Origin of the sequence: Bradyrhizobium sp. 23 (genome assembly GCF_023073295.1) — a bacterium.
Lineage (GTDB): Bacteria > Pseudomonadota > Alphaproteobacteria > Rhizobiales > Xanthobacteraceae > Bradyrhizobium > Bradyrhizobium canariense_D.
In genome coordinates this window covers 251,242-269,994 of record NZ_JADPJF010000042.1, presented here as the reverse complement: position 1 = coordinate 269,994, position 18,753 = coordinate 251,242, and the positions used below count along the sequence as shown (strand labels likewise).

At 64.4% G+C, this 18,753-nt stretch carries 19 protein-coding genes; 3 read left to right on the top strand and 16 right to left on the bottom strand.

Annotation, left to right across the window (positions count from 1 at the left end; all coding sequences use genetic code 11):
* Together IVB32_RS11050 and IVB32_RS11045 are read left to right on the top strand one after the other, a co-directional pair.
* Positions 1–426: TOBE domain-containing protein (locus tag IVB32_RS11050; protein ID WP_247410363.1), on the top strand; the 426-nt coding region annotated here is incomplete at its 5' end.
* Positions 423–1,190: an SDR family oxidoreductase gene (locus tag IVB32_RS11045; RefSeq protein WP_247296565.1), complete on the top strand. Its 768-nt coding sequence runs from the start codon at positions 423–425 to the stop codon at positions 1,188–1,190. The genes IVB32_RS11050 and IVB32_RS11045, both read left to right, overlap by 4 nt.
* Positions 1,191–1,337: 147 nt before the next feature.
* Here the strand turns inward: IVB32_RS11045 and IVB32_RS11040 are convergent, their stop codons facing one another.
* The 4 genes from IVB32_RS11040 to lpxA form a co-directional block, all read right to left on the bottom strand.
* Entirely contained in the window at positions 1,338–2,660 is a 1,323-nt protein-coding gene (locus IVB32_RS11040) for a serine hydrolase (protein WP_247298539.1), read from the bottom strand.
* A gap of 241 nt (positions 2,661–2,901) precedes the next feature.
* The gene (gene lpxB / locus IVB32_RS11035) at positions 2,902–4,101 is read right to left on the bottom strand and encodes a lipid-A-disaccharide synthase (RefSeq protein ID WP_247298536.1); all 1,200 of its coding nucleotides are present in this window, start codon (positions 4,099–4,101) and stop codon (positions 2,902–2,904) included.
* Entirely contained in the window at positions 4,098–4,955 is an 858-nt protein-coding gene (gene lpxI / locus IVB32_RS11030; RefSeq protein WP_039799320.1) for a UDP-2,3-diacylglucosamine diphosphatase LpxI, read from the bottom strand. The genes lpxB and lpxI overlap by 4 nt, the downstream gene beginning before the upstream one ends.
* A gap of 19 nt (positions 4,956–4,974) precedes the next feature.
* Entirely contained in the window at positions 4,975–5,766 is a 792-nt protein-coding gene (gene lpxA / locus IVB32_RS11025; RefSeq protein ID WP_247298534.1) for an acyl-ACP--UDP-N-acetylglucosamine O-acyltransferase, read from the bottom strand.
* A 175-nt stretch (positions 5,767–5,941) separates the two neighbouring features.
* Here lpxA and IVB32_RS11020 point away from each other — a divergent pair, with 175 nt between their 5' ends.
* Positions 5,942–6,286 (top strand): KTSC domain-containing protein, encoded by a 345-nt coding sequence (locus tag IVB32_RS11020; protein WP_085353277.1) that lies wholly within the window; start codon positions 5,942–5,944, stop codon positions 6,284–6,286.
* A 6-nt stretch (positions 6,287–6,292) separates the two neighbouring features.
* Here the strand turns inward: IVB32_RS11020 and fabZ are convergent, their stop codons facing one another.
* The 12 genes from fabZ to IVB32_RS10960 form a co-directional block, all read right to left on the bottom strand.
* The gene (fabZ, locus tag IVB32_RS11015; RefSeq protein ID WP_007610868.1) at positions 6,293–6,754 is read right to left on the bottom strand and encodes a 3-hydroxyacyl-ACP dehydratase FabZ; all 462 of its coding nucleotides are present in this window, start codon (positions 6,752–6,754) and stop codon (positions 6,293–6,295) included.
* The gene (gene lpxD / locus IVB32_RS11010; RefSeq protein WP_247298529.1) at positions 6,751–7,818 is read right to left on the bottom strand and encodes a UDP-3-O-(3-hydroxymyristoyl)glucosamine N-acyltransferase; all 1,068 of its coding nucleotides are present in this window, start codon (positions 7,816–7,818) and stop codon (positions 6,751–6,753) included. The genes fabZ and lpxD overlap by 4 nt, the downstream gene beginning before the upstream one ends.
* A gap of 125 nt (positions 7,819–7,943) precedes the next feature.
* Complete coding sequence (gene bamA, locus IVB32_RS11005) at positions 7,944–10,499, bottom strand: outer membrane protein assembly factor BamA (RefSeq protein WP_026232862.1); 2,556 nt, start codon at positions 10,497–10,499, stop codon at positions 7,944–7,946.
* A gap of 187 nt (positions 10,500–10,686) precedes the next feature.
* Entirely contained in the window at positions 10,687–11,838 is a 1,152-nt protein-coding gene (gene rseP / locus IVB32_RS11000; protein ID WP_085353280.1) for an RIP metalloprotease RseP, read from the bottom strand.
* Positions 11,839–11,882: 44 nt separating this feature from the next.
* Entirely contained in the window at positions 11,883–13,106 is a 1,224-nt protein-coding gene (gene dxr / locus IVB32_RS10995) for a 1-deoxy-D-xylulose-5-phosphate reductoisomerase (protein WP_247298526.1), read from the bottom strand.
* 4 nt (positions 13,107–13,110) lie between these two features.
* Positions 13,111–13,953 carry a phosphatidate cytidylyltransferase gene (locus IVB32_RS10990; protein WP_247298523.1) on the bottom strand — a complete coding sequence of 281 codons (843 nt, stop codon included), beginning with the start codon at positions 13,951–13,953 and terminating at the stop codon, positions 13,111–13,113.
* Complete coding sequence (locus IVB32_RS10985; RefSeq protein WP_007610887.1) at positions 13,950–14,708, bottom strand: isoprenyl transferase; 759 nt, start codon at positions 14,706–14,708, stop codon at positions 13,950–13,952. The genes IVB32_RS10990 and IVB32_RS10985 overlap by 4 nt, the downstream gene beginning before the upstream one ends.
* Before the next feature lie 112 nt (positions 14,709–14,820).
* Complete coding sequence (gene frr, locus IVB32_RS10980; protein WP_007603628.1) at positions 14,821–15,384, bottom strand: ribosome recycling factor; 564 nt, start codon at positions 15,382–15,384, stop codon at positions 14,821–14,823.
* 65 nt (positions 15,385–15,449) lie between these two features.
* On the bottom strand, positions 15,450–16,166 hold the full coding sequence (gene pyrH, locus IVB32_RS10975) for a UMP kinase (protein WP_018455040.1): 717 nt from the start codon (positions 16,164–16,166) through the stop codon (positions 15,450–15,452).
* Positions 16,167–16,226: 60 nt separating this feature from the next.
* Entirely contained in the window at positions 16,227–17,150 is a 924-nt protein-coding gene (gene tsf / locus IVB32_RS10970; RefSeq protein WP_018455041.1) for a translation elongation factor Ts, read from the bottom strand.
* 131 nt (positions 17,151–17,281) lie between these two features.
* The gene (locus IVB32_RS10965; RefSeq protein WP_007603625.1) at positions 17,282–18,271 is read right to left on the bottom strand and encodes a 30S ribosomal protein S2; all 990 of its coding nucleotides are present in this window, start codon (positions 18,269–18,271) and stop codon (positions 17,282–17,284) included.
* A 219-nt stretch (positions 18,272–18,490) separates the two neighbouring features.
* A partial coding sequence (locus IVB32_RS10960; protein ID WP_247410360.1) for a hypothetical protein occupies positions 18,491–18,753 on the bottom strand: 263 nt, incomplete at its 5' end.

Below are 18,753 nucleotides of genomic sequence, written 5' to 3'. Positions count from 1 at the left end.
TTCGTGGCCCGCTTCATGGGCTCGCCGCCGATGAACACGATGCCGGCACGGCTCGACGCTGATGCCAGCGGCCCGGTGGTCGTGATCGGCGCGGGACGGCCGGACGAGGTCCGCCTCCGCCTTGGCCAATACGACGCGGCGGCCCCCTTTGTCGGCCGTGACGTGGTGGTCGGGATCAGGCCGGAATGCATCGCCGAGGGCAGCCGCGTGTTCTCCGCCGATCCGCCCGTCGTCGTCAACGCGCCGGTGGAGATGGTCGAGCCGACGGGAGCCGAAACGATCGTGCTGCTGCGGCTTGGCGGCGAGCCTGCGCTGGCGCGCATCACGCCGGACATCCGCCCCACACCGGGCGCCGCCGCCCCGTTCGCGCTCGACACGCGTCGCATCTGCCTGTTCGACCCCGAGACGGAGCGACTGATCGCATGACAAGAACGAGCTATGCCGGCCTTAGGGACCGCGTGGTGTTGATCACCGGTGGCGCCAGCGGCATCGGTGCCGCCTTCGTGCGGGCGTTCGCGGCGCAAGGGGCGCGCGTCGCGTTCCTGGATCTCGATGAAGCAGCCGGCCGGGCGCTGGTCGCGGAAGTGAAGGCCGCGGCCGGGACCGTACCCTTGTTCGTGCCGTGCGATCTCCTCGACATCGACGCCTTGCGCGGCGCCATGGCGCAGGTCCGGGGATCGCTTGGCGATGCCGCGGTCCTCGTCAACAACGCCGCCAATGATCAGCGTCAGGTGCTGGCCGAGGTGACGCCGGCCGAATTCGACTGGATGATCGGCGTCAACCTCAAGCACGTCTTCTTTGCCGCGCAAGCGGTGGTGCCGCAGATGCAGGCGCGCGGCAGCGGTTCGATCATCAACATGTCGTCGATTGCCTGGATGCGCGGCGCGCCGGGGCTGCCTGTCTACGCCGCGGCAAAGGCCGCGATCGTCGGCTTCACCAACTCCCTGGCCCGGTCGCTCGGGCCCGACCGCATCCGCGTCAACGCGATAGCGCCGGGGATGGTGATCACGGAGCGTCAGCGCCGGCTGTGGTACCCGGACGACCAGGTGATCGCCGAGCTGCGCACGCGTCAGGCCATTCCCGACGCGGTGACGCCCGACGACATCGCCAACATGGCGCTTTTCCTCGCCTCGGACGACAGCCAGCGCATCACGCGGCAGTGTTTTCAGGTCGACGCTGGTCTCGGCTAGAGCGTGTACTCACAAACCCGAGCTGCCTCGTAGAGGTCCGCTCCGTATCTGATAGCAGTCGCGTTGGCGTAACTCTCCCTGGGTCCGAGTTGGGCCACAAGCGGAAGTAATCGCTCATTCATTCGATCGGCGCGCCGCCACAATCGCCTACAGTAGTTTCGCGACGCTGTACCCGATATCTTCCCGCGTGAGACCCATACGCAGGATCACCAGTTTACGCGAGGGGATGATCGCAATCACCTGGCGCAGGTGCCCTTGCAACATGAACGTGTCGGTAGGGAGTCGGAATCCCTGGCCCGGCCCCAACCAAAGCTGTCCGCGACCGTAGACCGGGCCATGTCCCTCATCGGACGCTGGCACAGGCGAGCGCATGTAATCGACAAAGCCCGGCGGCAAAAGCTGAGCACCGTTCCACTCTCCGTTCATGCGCAGGAATTCGCCGAAGCGCGCCCAATCATGCGCATTGGCGAAGAGAAAGGCTTCGCCAAGGAATGTGCCTGAAGGGTCAGCCTCAAGAACAGCGCTGGTCATGCCCAAAGGCTTGAACAATCGCTCCTGCGGATACGCTCGCGCGTCCGCTCCAACCGCGTTCTGCCAGACCCGGGCCAACAGGACAGACGAACCCCCGGAATAGTTGAACTGCGTTCCAGGCGGGGCGACAAGCGGACGGTCCCGCGCGAAAGCCGCCGCATCATGTGCGAGATTTTCTAACCCGTCGGGGTCGGGAGAGTCACCGTCCTCGCTCCATTTCAATCCGCTTGTCATGGCCATCAAATCGGCCACCGAGATGTCCGCGCGCGCGTCGCCAGTCCACTGCGGAAACAGATTTTTTCGGTCCAGCGAAAGCTTTCCGTCCCTGATCGCCATGCCGGCCAAGGCGGCGTTCACGGTCTTCGTCATCGACCAGCCCTGGAGGGGCGTCGAAGCGTTGAAGCCTTCGCCGTAGGTTTCTCCGATGATGCGCCCGTCCTGGACCACGACGATCGCGCGCATGCCCGGCCCCTGGAGAGCCGGATCGTTCAGCGTCGCCAGTAAGTGTTTGTCGTCAGACAATTGAGCACTCTCGCCGACCGGCCAGAGCGCACTAGGCTTTCCGGGCAGTGAGGGCGGCTCGGCACGGTCGGGGACTTCGTCCTTAGACACCAGCGTACAACCACGTCCTTCCTCATATTGGGCGTAGCGTTTGGCGAACAGGCCTCGATATGCCGCCTCGACACGCTGGTTGGCGGTGTCGACGTTGATCTTCAGACGTTCGACAATGCGTGGATGTGTTAACGCGAGGTCGGTTTTGATCACCGCATCCGCATCACGTTCGGCAATGAACACATTCGAGCAAACCATTTTTGCCGCATAAGCCGAGGCGGACACTAGTCCATTGGGTGGGCTGAAGGTCAGCCAGCCAGCGAACCCTAAAATCCCAAGAAGCAAGATCGCGACAAGAAATCTGAACATTTTTAGAGCAAGACGCATGCGTCCCTTTAGGTAAATCCAATCAGGAGGCCGCACCTAGGCGAGCGCACAAGATATTGCGCGCAGATCCTGACATGCACCTGACATCCCGGTTTGCCGTGGTTGTTTGGTGGACCGAGGATGTTGGCAGTCTTACCGAGACGATGAGAGATGCAAATCGACGCGAGGTCTGCTCTGGGTCACAAACCGCCGATCACGCCCAAGGTTAGGAGACTTCCGCTTTGCGCTGGTAAGCCAACGTTTATGAGTACACGTCCAAGCCTGCCCGCCTACCCTTGCGCATCGTCGCCAGCACGATGTCAGCTGCGAGCACGCTCGGCGATCTGTTGCCGGTCGACATGATCGCATCGAGCTGGGCGAATGCTTCCACCTGCTGCCGGCGCAGCGATGAATCGGTCAGAAGCTCCGAGAGCGCGGGTGCCAGCTTCTCCGGCGTGCAGTCTTCCTGCAGGAACTCCGGGATGAAATCCTTGCCGATCACGAGATTGGCGAGGATCACCGAGGAGACGCGGATCGCGCGGCGCAGGATGAAGGCTTCGATCGCGCCGACGCGATAGGCTGTCACCATCGGAATGCCCGATAGCGCGAGCTCCAGCGTCACCGTGCCGGATTTTGCCAGTGCCGCGCGCGCGATGCGGAAGGCAGCGCGCTTCTCGTTCTCGCCGACCACGATTTGAGGCTTGACCGGCCAGTTCGCGATGCCTTCGCGGATGGTGGTTTCGAGATGCGGCATGGTCGGCAGCATCAGCTCGAACGCGCGGCCTTCGGTCTGCAATCGGCCGAGCGTCGCGCCGAACACGTCGAGATGGTGCCTGATCTCGCTGCGGCGGCTGCCGGGCAACACCAGCAAGACCGGCGGCTCGCCGTCGCGGCGCGCCTGCTCCTCCGCGTTCGGCCGTAGCGAGGGCAATTGCTCGATCAGGGGATGGCCGACATAGCTGCATGGCGGCCCGCCGAGCTTGCGGTATTCCTCCGGCTCGAATGGCAACAGGCCGAGCACATGGTCGACATAGCCGAGCATGGTCCGCGCCCGTCCCGGCCGCCAGGCCCAGAGCTGTGGCGAGACGTAGTCGACGATCGGGATCGCCGGATTGCGCGTCCGCACGCGGCGGGCGACACGGTGGGTGAAATCGGGGCTGTCGATGATGACGAGCGCGTCCGGCGCGGCTTCGGTCACTGCCTCCGCGGTCTCGCGGATCAGCCGCAGGATCTTCGGCAATTGCTGCACGACCGCGGCGAAGCCGACGATCGAGAGCTGCTCGATCGGAAACAGCGTCTCGAGCCCCTGGCGCGCCATGGTGTGGCCGCCGACGCCCACGAACTGCACGCCGTCGCCGAGGCGCTGGCGCAGCACCTTCATCAAGGCGCTGCCGAGCCGGTCGCCGGATTCCTCCGTGGCGATCAGGAAGATCTTGCGCTTGGGATCGCGACCCTGCATCACGCCGGCAGGCCGATGACGAAGAGATATTTTGCGTCGGCGAGTGCGATCATTGCCTGCGGCTCGGCGGCGATGGTGTTGCCGGCAACGACGGCGATCCCGGCCAGCCCTGCGGCGGCGACGCCCTCGAGGGTGCGCGGGCCGATCGTCGGCAGGTCGAAGCGCAGATCCTGCCCGCTCTTTGGGACCTTCACCAGCACGCCCCGCCCGGTGGCGGCGCGGATGCGGCCCTCTTCGCGCAGCCGTTCCACGCGCGCGAGCAGTGCATCGGTGCCCTCGATATCCTCGACCGCCACCACATGGCCGTCGATCACGACCGCGGCCTGGCCGATGTCGAACGGACCGAGGGCGGTCAGCACCGCGCGTCCGCGCTCGATGTCGGTCTTGCCGGTGTCGCTCGGCCAGGCGCGGCTGATGCAGCCCTCGGGCATCAGCAGATCGGGCGCGACATCCTTGATGCCGACCATGCGAAAGCCGCCCTGCTCGAGAATGCGCCCGACGCCGGACAACAAATGATCGTCGCCGCCGCGGAAGGCGCGGATGACATTGCCGAGCAGCCGAAGCGTCGTGAAGTCGACCCGGACCTCCGAGAGCGAAGGTCGCACCAGCGTGCCGATGAAAATCAGGTCGCGGCAGCCCTCCTCGCGAAACAGCCGCATAGCGCGGCCGAGCTGGCCGACCGAGATCCAGCGATGACGGAATTTCTCTACCCGCGCGGGATCGCAGGCTCCCCGAAGCGGAAACAACACCGGCGTGATGCCGCGGGCGGCGAGCGAGTCGGCAACCGCGAACGGCATCGCGCCGCCGCCAGCGACGACGCCGACCGGCGATGAAATTTCCGAAGCCGCCGATGTCATGCCCGGGGCCATTCCATCATCACTTCGCGATGGCGGGAAGACAGAGCGGGCGCTTGCCCTTGCCGATGAAGTCGAGGATTTCGCCGATCGCCGGATCTCCACCGGCGAGCGGCCGCGCCGCCTCCAGGCGTTCGGCAAAGGTAGCGGGGCCACGGAAGAGTTTCTGGTAGAACGCGCGCACGGTCACAAGCCGCTGCTTGGTGAACTTGCGCCGCTTCATGCCGATCAGGTTGAGGCCTTCGAGCACCGCATATTGGCCGTTGACCAGCCCATACGGGATGACGTCGTCGCGCACGCCGCAGACACCGCCAACCATCACATAGGGGCCGATGCGGGTGAACTGATGCACTGCGGACAGGCCGCCGATATAGACGGCGTCACCGATCTCGCAATGGCCGCCGAGCGTCGCCGAGGTTGCGAAGATCACGTTGTTGCCGACCATGCAGTCATGCCCGACATGACTGTTGTTCATGAAATAGCCGTCGTTGCCGACGCGCGTCAGGCCACCGCCCTTGATGGTGCCGACATTCATGGTCGCACCTTCGCGGATGGTGCAGCCCGAGCCGATCTCAAGCTTCGTGGGCTCGCCCTTGTAGCTGAGATCCTGGGGCGCCCCGCCCAGCACCGCGAACGGCGAGATCACGCAGCCATCTCCGATCGAGGTGTGGCCGATGACGGTGACCTGTCCGATCAGCTTGCAGTTATTGCCGATCGCGACATGCGGGCCGATGATGCAGAAGGGGCCGATCTCGGTGCCCTCGCCGATCACGGCGCCGTCCGCGATCCGTGCGGTGGGGTCAATCTTACTCATCAAGCAATCTGACTCATCAAGAAGGTCTGATTAGGTGTTGAAGTCGCTCGGTTTTCCGCTGGTTAGCGCGACTATGCCCGATCTGTCCAGTGACGTATGATCTCTCCGTGTTTCAAGTGCCGGATGAGGCAGCCTTCCCGGGTCATCAACAAGTTCACGCGGAGCTTCAGGTATCGTGGTCAGGGCCCTGGCACTTCTCCTCGCACAGTTCGCCGCGGCGCCGATCGTCTCCGAGACGATCGAGACCGCCGAACACCGCCCCATCGACCTCGCGACGTTCGAGTGCCGCGACATCAGCCGCAGCACGGTGCTTCAGCGGGTCTGTTACGACCGTGCGCAGCAGGCCCTCGTCGTGGCCGTTGAAGGCGTTTATGACCGCTATTGCGGCGTACCGGTCGACACGGTCGAGCGCCTGCTGGGCGCACCGTCCATGGGACAGTTCTTCAACCAGAACATCAAGCGCGAGGTCAGCGGCGGCCGGTACGCGTGTCCTGCGCGCGAGCGCATCCAGAGAAGTTGATCCCGCTCAGTCGGTCAGCATGGCGCCGACGTCGGCCTCCGCAACCACCTGGCCGTTGACCTTGGCGTCGCCGTGAAACCACCACATGGCCTTGCGGCGGCCGATCGAGCGCATGTGGTATTCGATGGTATCGCCGGGCAGCACAGGCTTGCGGAACTTGCACTTGTCGATGGTGAGGAAATAGACCGCGCGCGGCTTCTCGGTGCCTTCGACCGACTTGATGCCGATCACACCCGCGGTCTGCGCCATCGCTTCGATCATCATGACGCCGGGATAGACCGGGCGATCGGGAAAGTGGCCCTGGAACGGCGGTTCGTTGAAGGTGACATTCTTGATGCCGATGCCGCTGTAATCGGTGCGGATGTTGATCACGCGATCGATCAGCAGCATCGGAAAACGGTGCGGGAGCGTTTGCAGGATCATGTTGATGTCCACAAGCTCGAACCTGACCGGTGCTTCGTCCGTCACTCCCGTTCCTCCTGCTTCGGATCGGCCTTGCTGTCGCGCGCCAAGCGCTCGACCGCCAAAATTTCCTTGAACCACTGCCTGGTCGGCTTGGCGAAAAAACCACCCCAACGTCCGTTGGGAGGAACGTCGTCCTTGACGCCGCTCATGGCAGTCACCTGAGCTCCATCCCCGATCTTGACGTGATTGTTGATGCCCACCTTCGCTCCCAGCGCCACGTTGTCGCCGAGGGTGAGGCTGCCGGCAAGGCCGATCTGGGCTGCCAGCAGGCAGTGCCGGCCAATGGTCACATTGTGGCCGATCTGGACCTGATTGTCGATTTTGGTCCCTTCCCCGATCACGGTGTCGCGCAAGGAGCCCCGATCGATGGTGGTGCCGGCGCCGACCTCCACGTTGTTCTGAATCAGCACGCGGCCGGTCTGGGGCACCTTCAGATGGCCCTCGGGGCCGAAGAAGATGAAGCCGTAGCCGTCCTGGCCGATCGAACAACCGGGGTGGATCAGCACGTCGTTGCCGATCAGCGCGCACTGGATGGCGGTGCGTGCGCCGACATTGCAGTCCCGGCCGATCTTGACGCCGGGGCCGATCACGGCCCCCACACCGATCACCGTGCCGCTGCCGATCTCCACGTCAGGGCCGATCACGGCCAAGGGATCGACGATCACGCCGTCCTCGAGCCTGGCGGTGGGGTCGATGATGGCCGACGGCGCGATGGCGTCGTTGCCGGTCCAGGATTGCGGCCGGAGCGCGTCGCCATGCCACTCCCGCGCGATCCTGACGAAGGCGCGGAACGGCTGTGGCGCCCGCAGCACGGCGACATGCGCGGGCACCCGCGCCTCGAAGCGTGGGCTCACCAGGCAAGCACCGGCCTTGGTCGCCTTGAGCTCATCGGCATATTTGAGATTGTCGAAGAACGTCAGGTGCATCGGGCCGGCTTCGTCGAGCGAAGCAAGACCCCTGATGATTTGGCCGCCCCTGGCGGGATCGACCAACTCCGCCTTGGTCAGCGTGGCGATGTTAGCCAGCGCTGAGGCGGGCGGCTGTGTGAAGAAGGTCGGCTGCGCCATTCCACCCCGTCGCGGTCCGGCTTCGGCATGAAGCGGCCAAGCCGCATCATGCCTCATCTCCTGGATTGGCACGATCCCTTTCGGAAACCGGCTCCGGTGGTCCGGATCGTGCCGTGCTGTTCGAATTAGAACGAGGTGCCGCCGCCGAACCGGAACTCCTGCGTACGGTCGTTCTTGCCCTTGGTCAGCGGCACGGCGTAGTCGAAGCGCAGCGGACCGAACGGCGAGGCCCAGATCAAGCCGACGCCGACCGACGACCGGACCGCATTGCCATTGTCATACACCAGGCCGGTGCAGGTTCCAGCCGAAGCGGGATTGACGGTCGACGGCGTGCAGCTCGAATTCTTGGTCGTGGTCAGTTCGTTGGTCACCGACCACGTCGTCGGTCCCTGATAGTCGAACAGTCCGCCGGCGTCGGCGTAGACGGCGCCCTTCAGACCCACTTCCTTCGGCAGGAACCAGAACGGCATCTGCAATTCGAGCGAAGCACCCCAATACTTGGTGCCGCCAAGCGCGTCCTGCGTACCGAAGGGGTTCAAATCGCGCGGTCCGATGCCGTTCGGGGCAAAGCCGCGGACGAGGTTCGGGCCCATCTGGAAATGATCGAGCATGCGCAGATCGCTGCCCATCTTGTTCAGCATGCCGCCCTGGAGGCGAACGAGACCGACGATATCGGAGACCAGCGGAGTGTAGTACTTCGCGTCAACCACAGTCTTCAGATAGGAGACGTCGCCGCCGACGCCGGCGAAGTCCTGCCGGAAATCGACCAGCAGACCGTCGGTGGGGTTCTTGTTGTTGTCGAGCGTGTTGTAGGTCAGCGTGTAGCCGAGCGCCGAGGTCAGGGTCTTGCCGTTGGCAAGCTCCTTGCGGACCGGCAGCGAGGCCTCGCCGTCGCTGTAGCAGCCGAGGCCGTTGGTCGAGGGAGCCAGAGGAATACCACTCGCCGCGGAGAAAGCCGGGCTTGGATTGAATGCCGGATTCGGAGTGACACCGTCGGCAAGGAACTGGTTGTTGTTACAGTTCGCGAGGTACGACGGCAGCGTGATTTCCTGCCGGTAGATCGAGTAGCGCACCTGCAGCGACAGATCTTCCCGCAGGGAGAAACCGAGGCGCGGCGAGAAGCCGAGCGTCTTGGTGCCGTAGGAGATGTAGCTGTTGGACCTCTGCTCACGCTGATAGAGGTCGAGACCCAGCGCGACCCGGTAGTCGAGCAGATAGGGTTCGACGAACGACAGCGAGTAGCCGCGGGCATACTGGCCGTAGGTCACCGCCGCCTTGGCGAACAGGCCGCGGCCGAGCAAATTGCGTTCGGAAACCGAGACTTCGGCCAGCGCGCCGTCGGTGGTGGAATAACCACCCGAGACCGAGAAGTCGCCGGTCGATTTCTCTTCCATGTCCACGAGCAGGATCACGCGGTCGCTCGACGAGCCGGGCTCCGTCGTGATCTTCACGCTCTTGAAATAGTCGAGGTTCTTCAAGCGGCGCTCGGCACGGTCGACCAGCGCGCGGTTGTAGGCATCGCCCTCGGAGACGTCGAACTCGCGACGAATCACGTAGTCGCGCGTGCGGGTGTTGCCGCGAAGGTTGATGCGCTCGATATAGGTGCGCGGACCCTCGTCGATGTTGAACACGACCGACACGGTGTGCGCCTCGAAATTGCGGTCGCCGCCGGGACGGACCACGGCGAAGGCGTAACCGCGACGCGAGGCCTCGATCTGCATCTCCTCGACCGACTTCTCGACCGATTCGACGTTGTAGAGCGAGCCGACATTGACGCGCGAATAGTTGCGCATCGAGGTGGGATCGAAGTTGGGAATGCTGGAGCGGAAGTCGATCGAGCCGACCCGGTATTGCGAGCCCTCCTCGATCTTGAAGGTAACGTTGAAACCCTTCTTCTCCGGATCGTATTCGGTGAGCGCGGCGACGACCTGGACGTCGGCGAAACCGTTCTTGAGATAGAAGCGGCGGATCAGGTCGCGGTCGGCCTCGACCCGATCGGGATCGTAGATGTCGCTGCTGGCGAGGAAGCTCAGCAGGTTGGATTCGTGCGTCTTGATGACGTCGCGCAGGCGGTAGGACGAGTACGCGTTGTTGCCGACGAACTCGATCGACTTGACGCCGGTCTTGGCGCCCTCCTCGACCGTGAAGACGAGATCGACGCGGTTGTTCGGCTGCTCGATGATTTCAGGCGTGACGCGAACGTCGTAACGGCCGGAGCGGCGATAGATTTCTGCGATTCGCAGGGTGTCGGACTGCACCATGGCGCGGGAGAAGGTGCCGCGCGCCTTGGACTGGACTTCACCGGTGAGCTGCTCGTCCTTGATCTTCTTGTTGCCCTCGAAGGCAATGCGGCCGATCACCGGGTTTTCCACCACGGAGACGACGATCTGGCCACCGGCCCCGCGGTTGATCCTGACGTCCTGGAACAGGCCGGTCTCGATCAACGCCTTGAGGCCGTCGTCGATGGCACCCTGATCCAGGCGACCGCCGGGACCCGGCTTGAAGTAGGAGCGGATCGTCTCCACCTCGACCCGGCGATTTCCTTCGACGGAAATCGACTGCACGGTCTGAGCAAGCGCAGACGAAGACACAAAGGCAGCCCCAACCGGGGCAAGCACCGGCGCGCCGAACATGATCAGGGTTGCGAGCAAGCCCCCCCGGAGTCGCAGTCCAAACTTCATTGCGCAACGCGCCCTTATCATTCCGTACCAGACCCAACCCCAACGCCGGTCTGGAGATTCCCCAAGTTCAAGCCGCTTGTAGACAATTTCACCGACGCCGCAAACGGTCGAGCGCGCCGTAATTTCATTTTCATTCCAAGACGTTGCCCAAGAGCAACGCCCGGGCAACGCCACAAAAAAGCCCCTATCAGGATGCGGCCATTCGCAGGATGTCGTTATAGGTCGCAAACACCATCAACATCAGCACCAAGCCAAGCCCGATTCGGAACCCCATCTCCTGGGTGCGCTCGGACAGGGGCCGACCACGGGCGACCTCCGCCGCATAGAACATAAGGTGACCGCCATCGAGCAGTGGGATCGGGAACAGATTCAGCAGGCCGATCGACACCGACAGCACCGCGCAGAGGTTGATCACGAACTGGAACCCGGCGCTGGCCGCCTGCCCTGACATCTTGGCAATGCCGAGCACGCCGCTGACCTCGTTCGGATTGCCGTTCCCGACGAACAACGAGCCCAGGAACTTGAAGGTGCTGGTGATGATGAACCAGACCTGCTCCACCCCGATCTTGAGCGCTTCGCCGACGCCGACCGGCGACGTCGAGGCCTCCCCGGCCTGAGACTTGTGTTCGACGCCGAGCACGCCGAGACGGTGGCTGTTGCCGAAGGGATCCTTGCGCTCGAGCAGCGCCGGCGTCGCGGTCAGCGACACGATGGAACCGTCGCGCTTGACCTGGAAGGCAAGCGGCGAACCAGCATTCATCGCAACCATGCGCTGCATGTCGGCAAAGCTTTCGATCGGCTTGCCGTCGATCTGGACGACGACGTCGCCGATCTTGAAGCCGGCTGCCGCCGCAGCGCCATCGGCGACGACACCGTCGACGCGCGCAATCGTGCTCGGCTTGCCGTAATACAGCGCCATGCCAGCGAAGATCAGCGCGCCCAGGATGAAATTGGCGATCGGTCCGGCGGCAACGATGGCGGCGCGCGGGCCGACCTTCTTGTGATGGAAGCTGCCGGCGCGCTCCTCGGCCGTCATGGCCGCAAGCTTCTCGGACGACGGCGTCGAAGCCTCGCTCTCGTCGCCGAAGAACTTGACGTAGCCGCCGAGCGGGATCGCCGAGATCTTCCACCGGGTGCCATGGCGGTCGTTGAAACCGACCAGCTCAGGTCCGAAACCGAGCGAAAAAGTTAACACGCGAACGCCTGCCCAGCGCGCGACCAGGAAATGGCCGAGCTCATGGAAGAACACGACGATGGTCAGGACGAACAGGAAGGGAACCGCGTAGCCAAGGAGCCCATGGCTCAACGTATTGAAACTATGGACGAAAAAGTCGATCATCGAATTCCCTCATCCAGTGCCGCAAGGCCCTGGCCCCGAACCATCTAGGATGCCTTTAAGGCAATTTGAGGCAATAGGGCGGCAGCCCTATTTCGCGCAACATGGTCAACAGCGATTGCATCGTCTGCTGACGTCAGCGGCGCCTGGTTCCCGCTGCGGACCCAGTCATCCAGCGTCTCCTCCACCAGCCTGGCAATCGCCCCGAACCGGATCTTGCCGGCGATGAAGGCGGCGACCGCGACCTCGTTGGCGGCGTTGTAGACCGTGGTCGCCCCCTTCCCGGTCCGGAGAGAATCGAAGGCCAGGCGCAGCCCGGGGAAGCGCTCGAAATCTGGCGCCTCGAAGGTCAACTGGCCGATCTTGGCCAGATCGAGCTTGGCGGCCGGACCCTTGATACGGTCGGGCCAGCCGAGGCAATGCGCGATCGGCGTGCGCATGTCGGGTGAGCCGAGCTGGGCCACGACCGAGCGATCGGAGAACTCAACCATGCCGTGGATGATCGACTGCGGATGAACGAGGACGTCGATCTCGTCGGGCGAGAGCGCGAACAGATAGGAGGCCTCGATCACCTCGAGCCCCTTGTTCATCATCGAGGCGGAATCGATCGTGATCTTCTGGCCCATGCTCCAGTTCGGATGCTTCAGGGCTTGCGCGAGTGTCGCCTGCTCGATGTCGGCAGGCTTCCAGGTGCGGAAGGGGCCGCCGGAGGCCGTGATGATGACACGGACGAGCTCGTCGCGATTGCCCGAGGCGAGCGCCTGGAACAGCGCATTGTGCTCGGAATCCGCAGGCAGGATGCAGGCGCCCGCTTTCGCCGCGCGCTGCATGAAGAAATCACCAGCGCAGACGAGACATTCCTTGTTGGCGAGCGCGACATGCGCGCCGCGATCGACCGCCGCCAGTGCCGGCTTCAGCCCGGCCGCGCCACTCACGGCGGCCATCACCCAATCGGCCGGACGCGCGCCGGCCTCGATCACCGCGCTTTCACCGGCGCCGCATTCGGTGCCGGTGCCCGCGAGCGCAGCCTTGAGTTCGGCAAACTTGGAGGTGTCGGCGATCGCAACGAAGCGCGCGGAAAACTCCTTCGCGAGCTTTGCCAGCGCCTCGACATTGCTGTTCGCCGTCAGCGCCTCGACACGGTAGCGCTCGGGAGAGGCGCGCAGCAGATCCATCGTGCTGTCGCCGATCGAGCCGGTGGCGCCGAGAACCGTGACGCTGCGGACGCTCGATGCCGCAGCCTTGTTGTTACGCAATGGAACCGCGCTCATATCTTCACCAAACCATAAGACCGCTTCCGGCGCTATGCACACCATGGCGGAGGAAGCCGATAATCCATGCCACCAGGATGGCGGCGACAAAACCGTCCAGACGGTCCAATAGCCCGCCATGGCCCGGAATTAAGTGACTGGAATCCTTGACATCGAAGCGCCGCTTGACCGCGGATTCGAACAGATCGCCGCAGGCCGACACGATTGAGAGGACCGCGCTGACGAGCAGCAATGGAACTATCTTTCCAACCCCGCAAGCGGCAAAGGCGACCGCGACCAAAAGGCTCGCGGCAAAGCCGCCGAGCGCCCCTGACCAGGTCTTCTTCGGGCTCACGCGCGGCCACAGCTTCGGTCCGCCGATGCCGCGGCCGGCGAAATAGCCGCCGATATCGGTCGCCCACACCACGAGCAGCACGAACATCAGCGCGGCGCAGCCGTTCACGAGATCCTTCCGCAGCAGGATCGAGGCGAGTAGCGCCGCCGACGCATAGGCAAATCCGGAGGCCGCCCAGACGAACTTGCCCCGCGCGATCACCGTCACGACCGCCCCGCCAATCAGGCCGGTGATGATTGCGGTCTTCAGCGCGCCGAAGGCAACGCACAAGCCCATCGTGGCGATGACGATCGTCCCCGCCCCGGTCAGCGCGGTCGAGCCTGCGCCAACCACCATCAGCCATTCCGCGAACAGTCCGATCGACACCAGGGTGACGAGAAGCGCCCACAGCCAGCCGCCGGCATAAGCGAGCGCAATGGCGAGCGGCGCCAGCACCAGCGCCGCGAGGATTCGCATCACGAGATTGCTCGGGGCAGGCTGAGAGCCGGCCGGTGCGGAGTTGGGCTCGCTCACGAGGCGGTTTTCGCGACCAGGCCGCCGAAACGGCGCTCGCGCCTGGCGAATTCGGCGATTGCGCCTTCCAGCGCCGCCTTGTCGAAATCGGGCCAGTGAATCGGCACGAAGACAAGCTCGCTATAGGCGGCCTGCCACATCAGGAAGTTGGACAGGCGCTGCTCGCCACTGGTGCGGATGATGAGATCGGGATCGGGAATGTCGGGCGCGTCGAGATGCGCCCCCAGTGTCTCGGCATCGATCGTGTCGGGACTGCGCCGGCCCTCGGCGACTTCCCGCGCGAGCTTCTGCGCCGCCTTCGCGATCTCCTGCCGGGAGCCGTAATTGAAGGCGACGACGAGCGTGAGGCGCGTGTTATCGCGCGTCAGTTCCTCCGCCTCATTGAGAAGTGCGCAGATGTCGCCCTCCAGCCCGTCCCGCTCGCCGATTATGCGTACCTTGACGCCGTCGCGATGCAGGCTCGCCAGATCGTTGCGGATGAAGCGGCGCAACAGGCCGAACAGATCGCCGATCTCGCTCGCCGGACGCGACCAGTTTTCCGAGCTGAAGGAGAAGATGGTGAGATAGCGGATGCCAAGCTCATGCGACGCCCGAACCACGCGACGCAGGGCCTCCACGCCGCGGCGATGGCCCTCCGCCCGTGGCAAGCCGCGCGCGGCCGCCCAACGTCCGTTGCCATCCATGATGATGGCGACATGCGCAGGCGCATCGGACCGATCTGGTCCTTCCGTTGCGGGCGCGGCGGCGTTGGACATGAGGCTGCCTTAAAGCATGATCCGGACCCGAAGGGCCGCGTTAGCGCAAAGTGCGAAGCGGTTTTCCGTAAAGATCATGCGCGAACATAACCTAGAGCGCGATCCATCCTGCTTAGACGGTGAGGATTTCTTTTTCCTTGGCGGCCAGCAACTGGTCGATCTCGGAGATCGTGCCGTCGGTCGCCTTCTGCACCTCGTCGGCGTGGCGCTTCTGATCGTCCTCGGACATCTCGTGATTCTTCTCGAGCTTCTTGAGAACGTCGAGACCGTCGCGGCGGACGTGGCGCGCGGCGACCTTGGCGGCTTCCGCGTATTTGTGCGCGACCTTGACGAGCTCCTTGCGACGCTCCTCATTGAGTTCGGGGATGCGCAGGCGCAGAACCTGGCCTTCAGTCGCCGGCGACAGGCCGAGATTGGAATCGACGATCGCCTTCTCCACCGCCTTGACCATCGACTTGTCCCAGACCTGCACCGAAATCAGGCGCGGCTCCGGCACGCTGACGGTGGCGAGCTGGTTCAGCGGCATGTGGCTGCCATAGGCGTCGACCTGCACCGGATCGAGCATCGAGGCGGAGGCGCGACCGGTGCGCAGGCCGCCAAGCTCGTGCTTGAGCGACTGGATCGCGCCCTGCATGCGGCGCTTGACTTCGTTGAGATCGAAATTGTCCGTGGCCATCCCGTTTCTCCTTCAAAATCCCGGCGACCTCTCCGCACCTTCTCTCAGGGTGCAACGACAAGCCGTCAGCCGGCGACAATGGTTCCGTGGCCGCCGCCACGCAGTACAGCGCCGATCGAGCCCGGCTCCGCGATCGAGAACACGATGATAGGCAGCGACGTCTCGCGGGCAAGCGCGAAGGCGGTCGCATCCATCACCTTGTAGCCGCCCTCGATCGCCTGCGAATGCGTCAGACGGTCGAATCGCGTCGCCGTCGGGTCTTTCTTCGGGTCGGCCGAGTAGACACCGTCGACATTGGTCGCCTTCAGAACCGCCTGGGCGCCGATCTCGGCTGCGCGCAGCACCGCGGTCGTGTCCGTGGTGAAGAACGGATTACCGGTTCCGCCGCCGAGCAGCACGATCCGGCCCTCGGCGAGGTATTTATGTGCCGCGGTGCGGGTGAACAGCTCGGAAATCTCGGGCATGACGAAGGCCGACAGCGTGCGCGCAGGCGTGCCCTTGCGCTCGATCGTGGCCTCGAGCGCGAGGCAGTTCATCATCGTCGCGAGCATGCCCATGGTGTCACCGGTCGGGCGCGACACGCCGCGCGAGGAGACCTCGACGCCGCGAAAGAGATTGCCCCCGCCGATGACGACGGCGACTTCGGTGCCGAGGTGGCGAGCGGCGATCAGATCGTCGGCGACCCGGTCGATGGTCGGTTGATCGATGCCAAAACCCTGCGGTCCCGCGAGATATTCGCCGGACAGCTTGATCACGACGCGACGATAGACCGGATCAGTCATGAGCACTTTCCTTGTCCGGGCGCCGCTTCCGGCGGCACGCCGGAAGGAACGTTCCGGCGCTTACTTCTTGCCGCTGGCCGCCGCGACCTCGGCCGCGAAGTCGCTTTCCTGCTTCTCGATTCCCTCACCGAGAGCATAGCGCACAAAGCCCGCGATTTTCACCGCGCCGCCGACCTTGCCTTCGGCTTCCTTCACCGCCTGCGCCACCGACTTCCCGGTGTCGTGGATGAAGGCCTGCTCGAGCAGGCAAACTTCCTTGTAATAGGTCTTCAGGCCGGACTCGACGATCTTCTCGATCACGTTCTCGGGCTTGCCCTGCTGGCGATATTTGTCGGCGAGCACGTCCTTCTCGCGCTTGACGACCGCCGGATCGAGACCGGACGGATCCAGCGCCAGGGGGTTGGCGGCCGCGACATGCATCGCGATCTGGCGGCCAAGCGTTGCGAGCTCGTCGGCCTTGCCGGGGGATTCCAGTGCCACGATCACGCCCATCTTGCCGGCGCCCTCGACCACCGCGCCATGGACGTAGCTCGACACCACGCCCTGGCTGACCTCGAGCGAAGCTGCGCGGCGCAGCGTCATGTTCTCGCCGATGGTGGCGATTGCGTCATTGATCGCAGTTTCGATCGTGACGTCGCCGACCTTGGCGGCCTTGATCTTGTCGACATCGGCGCCGGTGTTGAATGCGACCTGGGCGATCATCTTGACGAGGCCCTGGAACTGGCCGTTGCGCGCGACGAAGTCAGTCTCGGAATTGACTTCGACCACGACGCCCTTGTTGCCCTTGGTGAGCGCGCCGATCAGACCCTCGGCGGCGACGCGGCCCGACTTCTTGGCGGCCTTCGACAGGCCCTTCTTGCGCAGCCAATCCTGCGCCGCTTCCATGTTGCCGTCGTTTTCGGTCAGCGCGGCCTTGCAGTCCATCATGCCTGCGCCGGTCGACTCGCGCAGGTCCTTGACCATCGCAGCTGTGATCGTTGCCATCGTTCAAAATCCTTTTTGCCTGCCGGTTTGCCGCGGCGCGGCCAGATCGCCTCGCCGCGGTCCATCTCAGGAATTCGCGTCAACTGAAATGGTGGCCGGAGCTTGTCCGGCCAACCCATCGCTCTTTTTGACTATTCCGCTTCCGCGGTCAGCGCCTTGGCCTTGGCCACCCAGGCGTCCGCGCGGCTCGGCAGGCCGACTTCTTCGCCGATCTTGTGCGCGGTATCGTGATCGAGCTCAGCCAGCTGCCAGAAGTGGAAGATGCCGAGATCGTTGAACTTCTTCTCGATCGCGCCCGACACGCCCGGGAGCTTCTTGAGGTCGTCGGACGTCCCGCGCGGGCCGGCAAGGCCTTGGAAGCCGCTCGTGGCGGGCAGCTCTTCTGCGACCGGCCGAACCGAAGCACCGACGTCGATTCCGGAATCGCCCTGGGCGCGTGAAATGCCGTCAATCGCTGCGCGCGCGATCAGATCGCAATAGAGCGCAATCGCGCGGCCGGCGTCGTCATTTCCCGGCACCACATAAGTGATGCCCTTCGGATCCGAATTGGTGTCGACGATCGCCGCGACCGGAATGTTGAGCCGCTGGGCTTCCTGGATCGCGATGTCTTCCTTGTTGGTGTCGATCACGAAGATCAGGTCGGGCAGACCGCCCATGTCCTTGATGCCGCCGAGCGAGCGGTCGAGCTTGTCGCGCTCGCGCTGAAGGGTCAGGCGCTCCTTCTTGGTGTAGGAGGAGGCATCGCCGCCGGCGAGCACGTCGTCGAGATGACGCAGGCGCTTGATCGAGCCCGAGATCGTCTTCCAGTTGGTCAGCGTGCCGCCGAGCCAGCGCGAATTGACGAAGTACTGAGCGCAGCGCTTGGCCGCGTCGGCAACGCCGTCCTGCGCCTGGCGCTTGGTGCCGACGAACAGGATGCGGCCGCCCTTGGCGACGGTGTCGCTGACCGCCTGCAAGGCGTTGTGCAGCAACGGCACGGTCTGCGCGAGGTCGACGATGTGGATGTTGTTGCGGGCGCCGAAAATGAACGGCGCCATTTTCGGATTCCAGCGGTGAGACTGGTGACCAAAGTGCACGCCGGCTTCGAGGAGCTGACGCATAGTGAAATCGGGTAGTGCCATCGTTCTAATTCTCCGGTTGGTTCCTCCGGAAGCGTGTGAGCAGGACAGAGCGTTGTCGCCCCGGCTGCCACCGGACGGCCTTGTGAGCCATGCTTCCGTGTGAGATGGCGCGGTGTATAGCGCGATTTCGGCCAGAAGCAAGGAAATAAGGGCCTTTCGGGGCGGCTTTCGCCCGCAAGAAGCCCCCTTCCGTAAAGATCGCTCCGGCCTAGCCCCTGCCTAGCATCTGGGCTGGTTCGGCGGGCACTTCTTTGCCGCCGGCGGCGGAGCCGGAGGACGCGGTGGAGGTGCTGCCGGGCGCGGCGGCGGCGGTGGCGCGACGGCCGTCCGGGGCGGCGGAGGTGGCGCCGGCCGGGCGACCGGCGGCGCGGGCCGCGCCATTGGCGGCGGCGCCGGTCGAGCAACCGCCACGGGTGGAGCCGCCCGTGGCGGTGGCGGCGGCGCAACACGCGGCGGAGGCGGAGGCGCCGGCCGCGCCACGG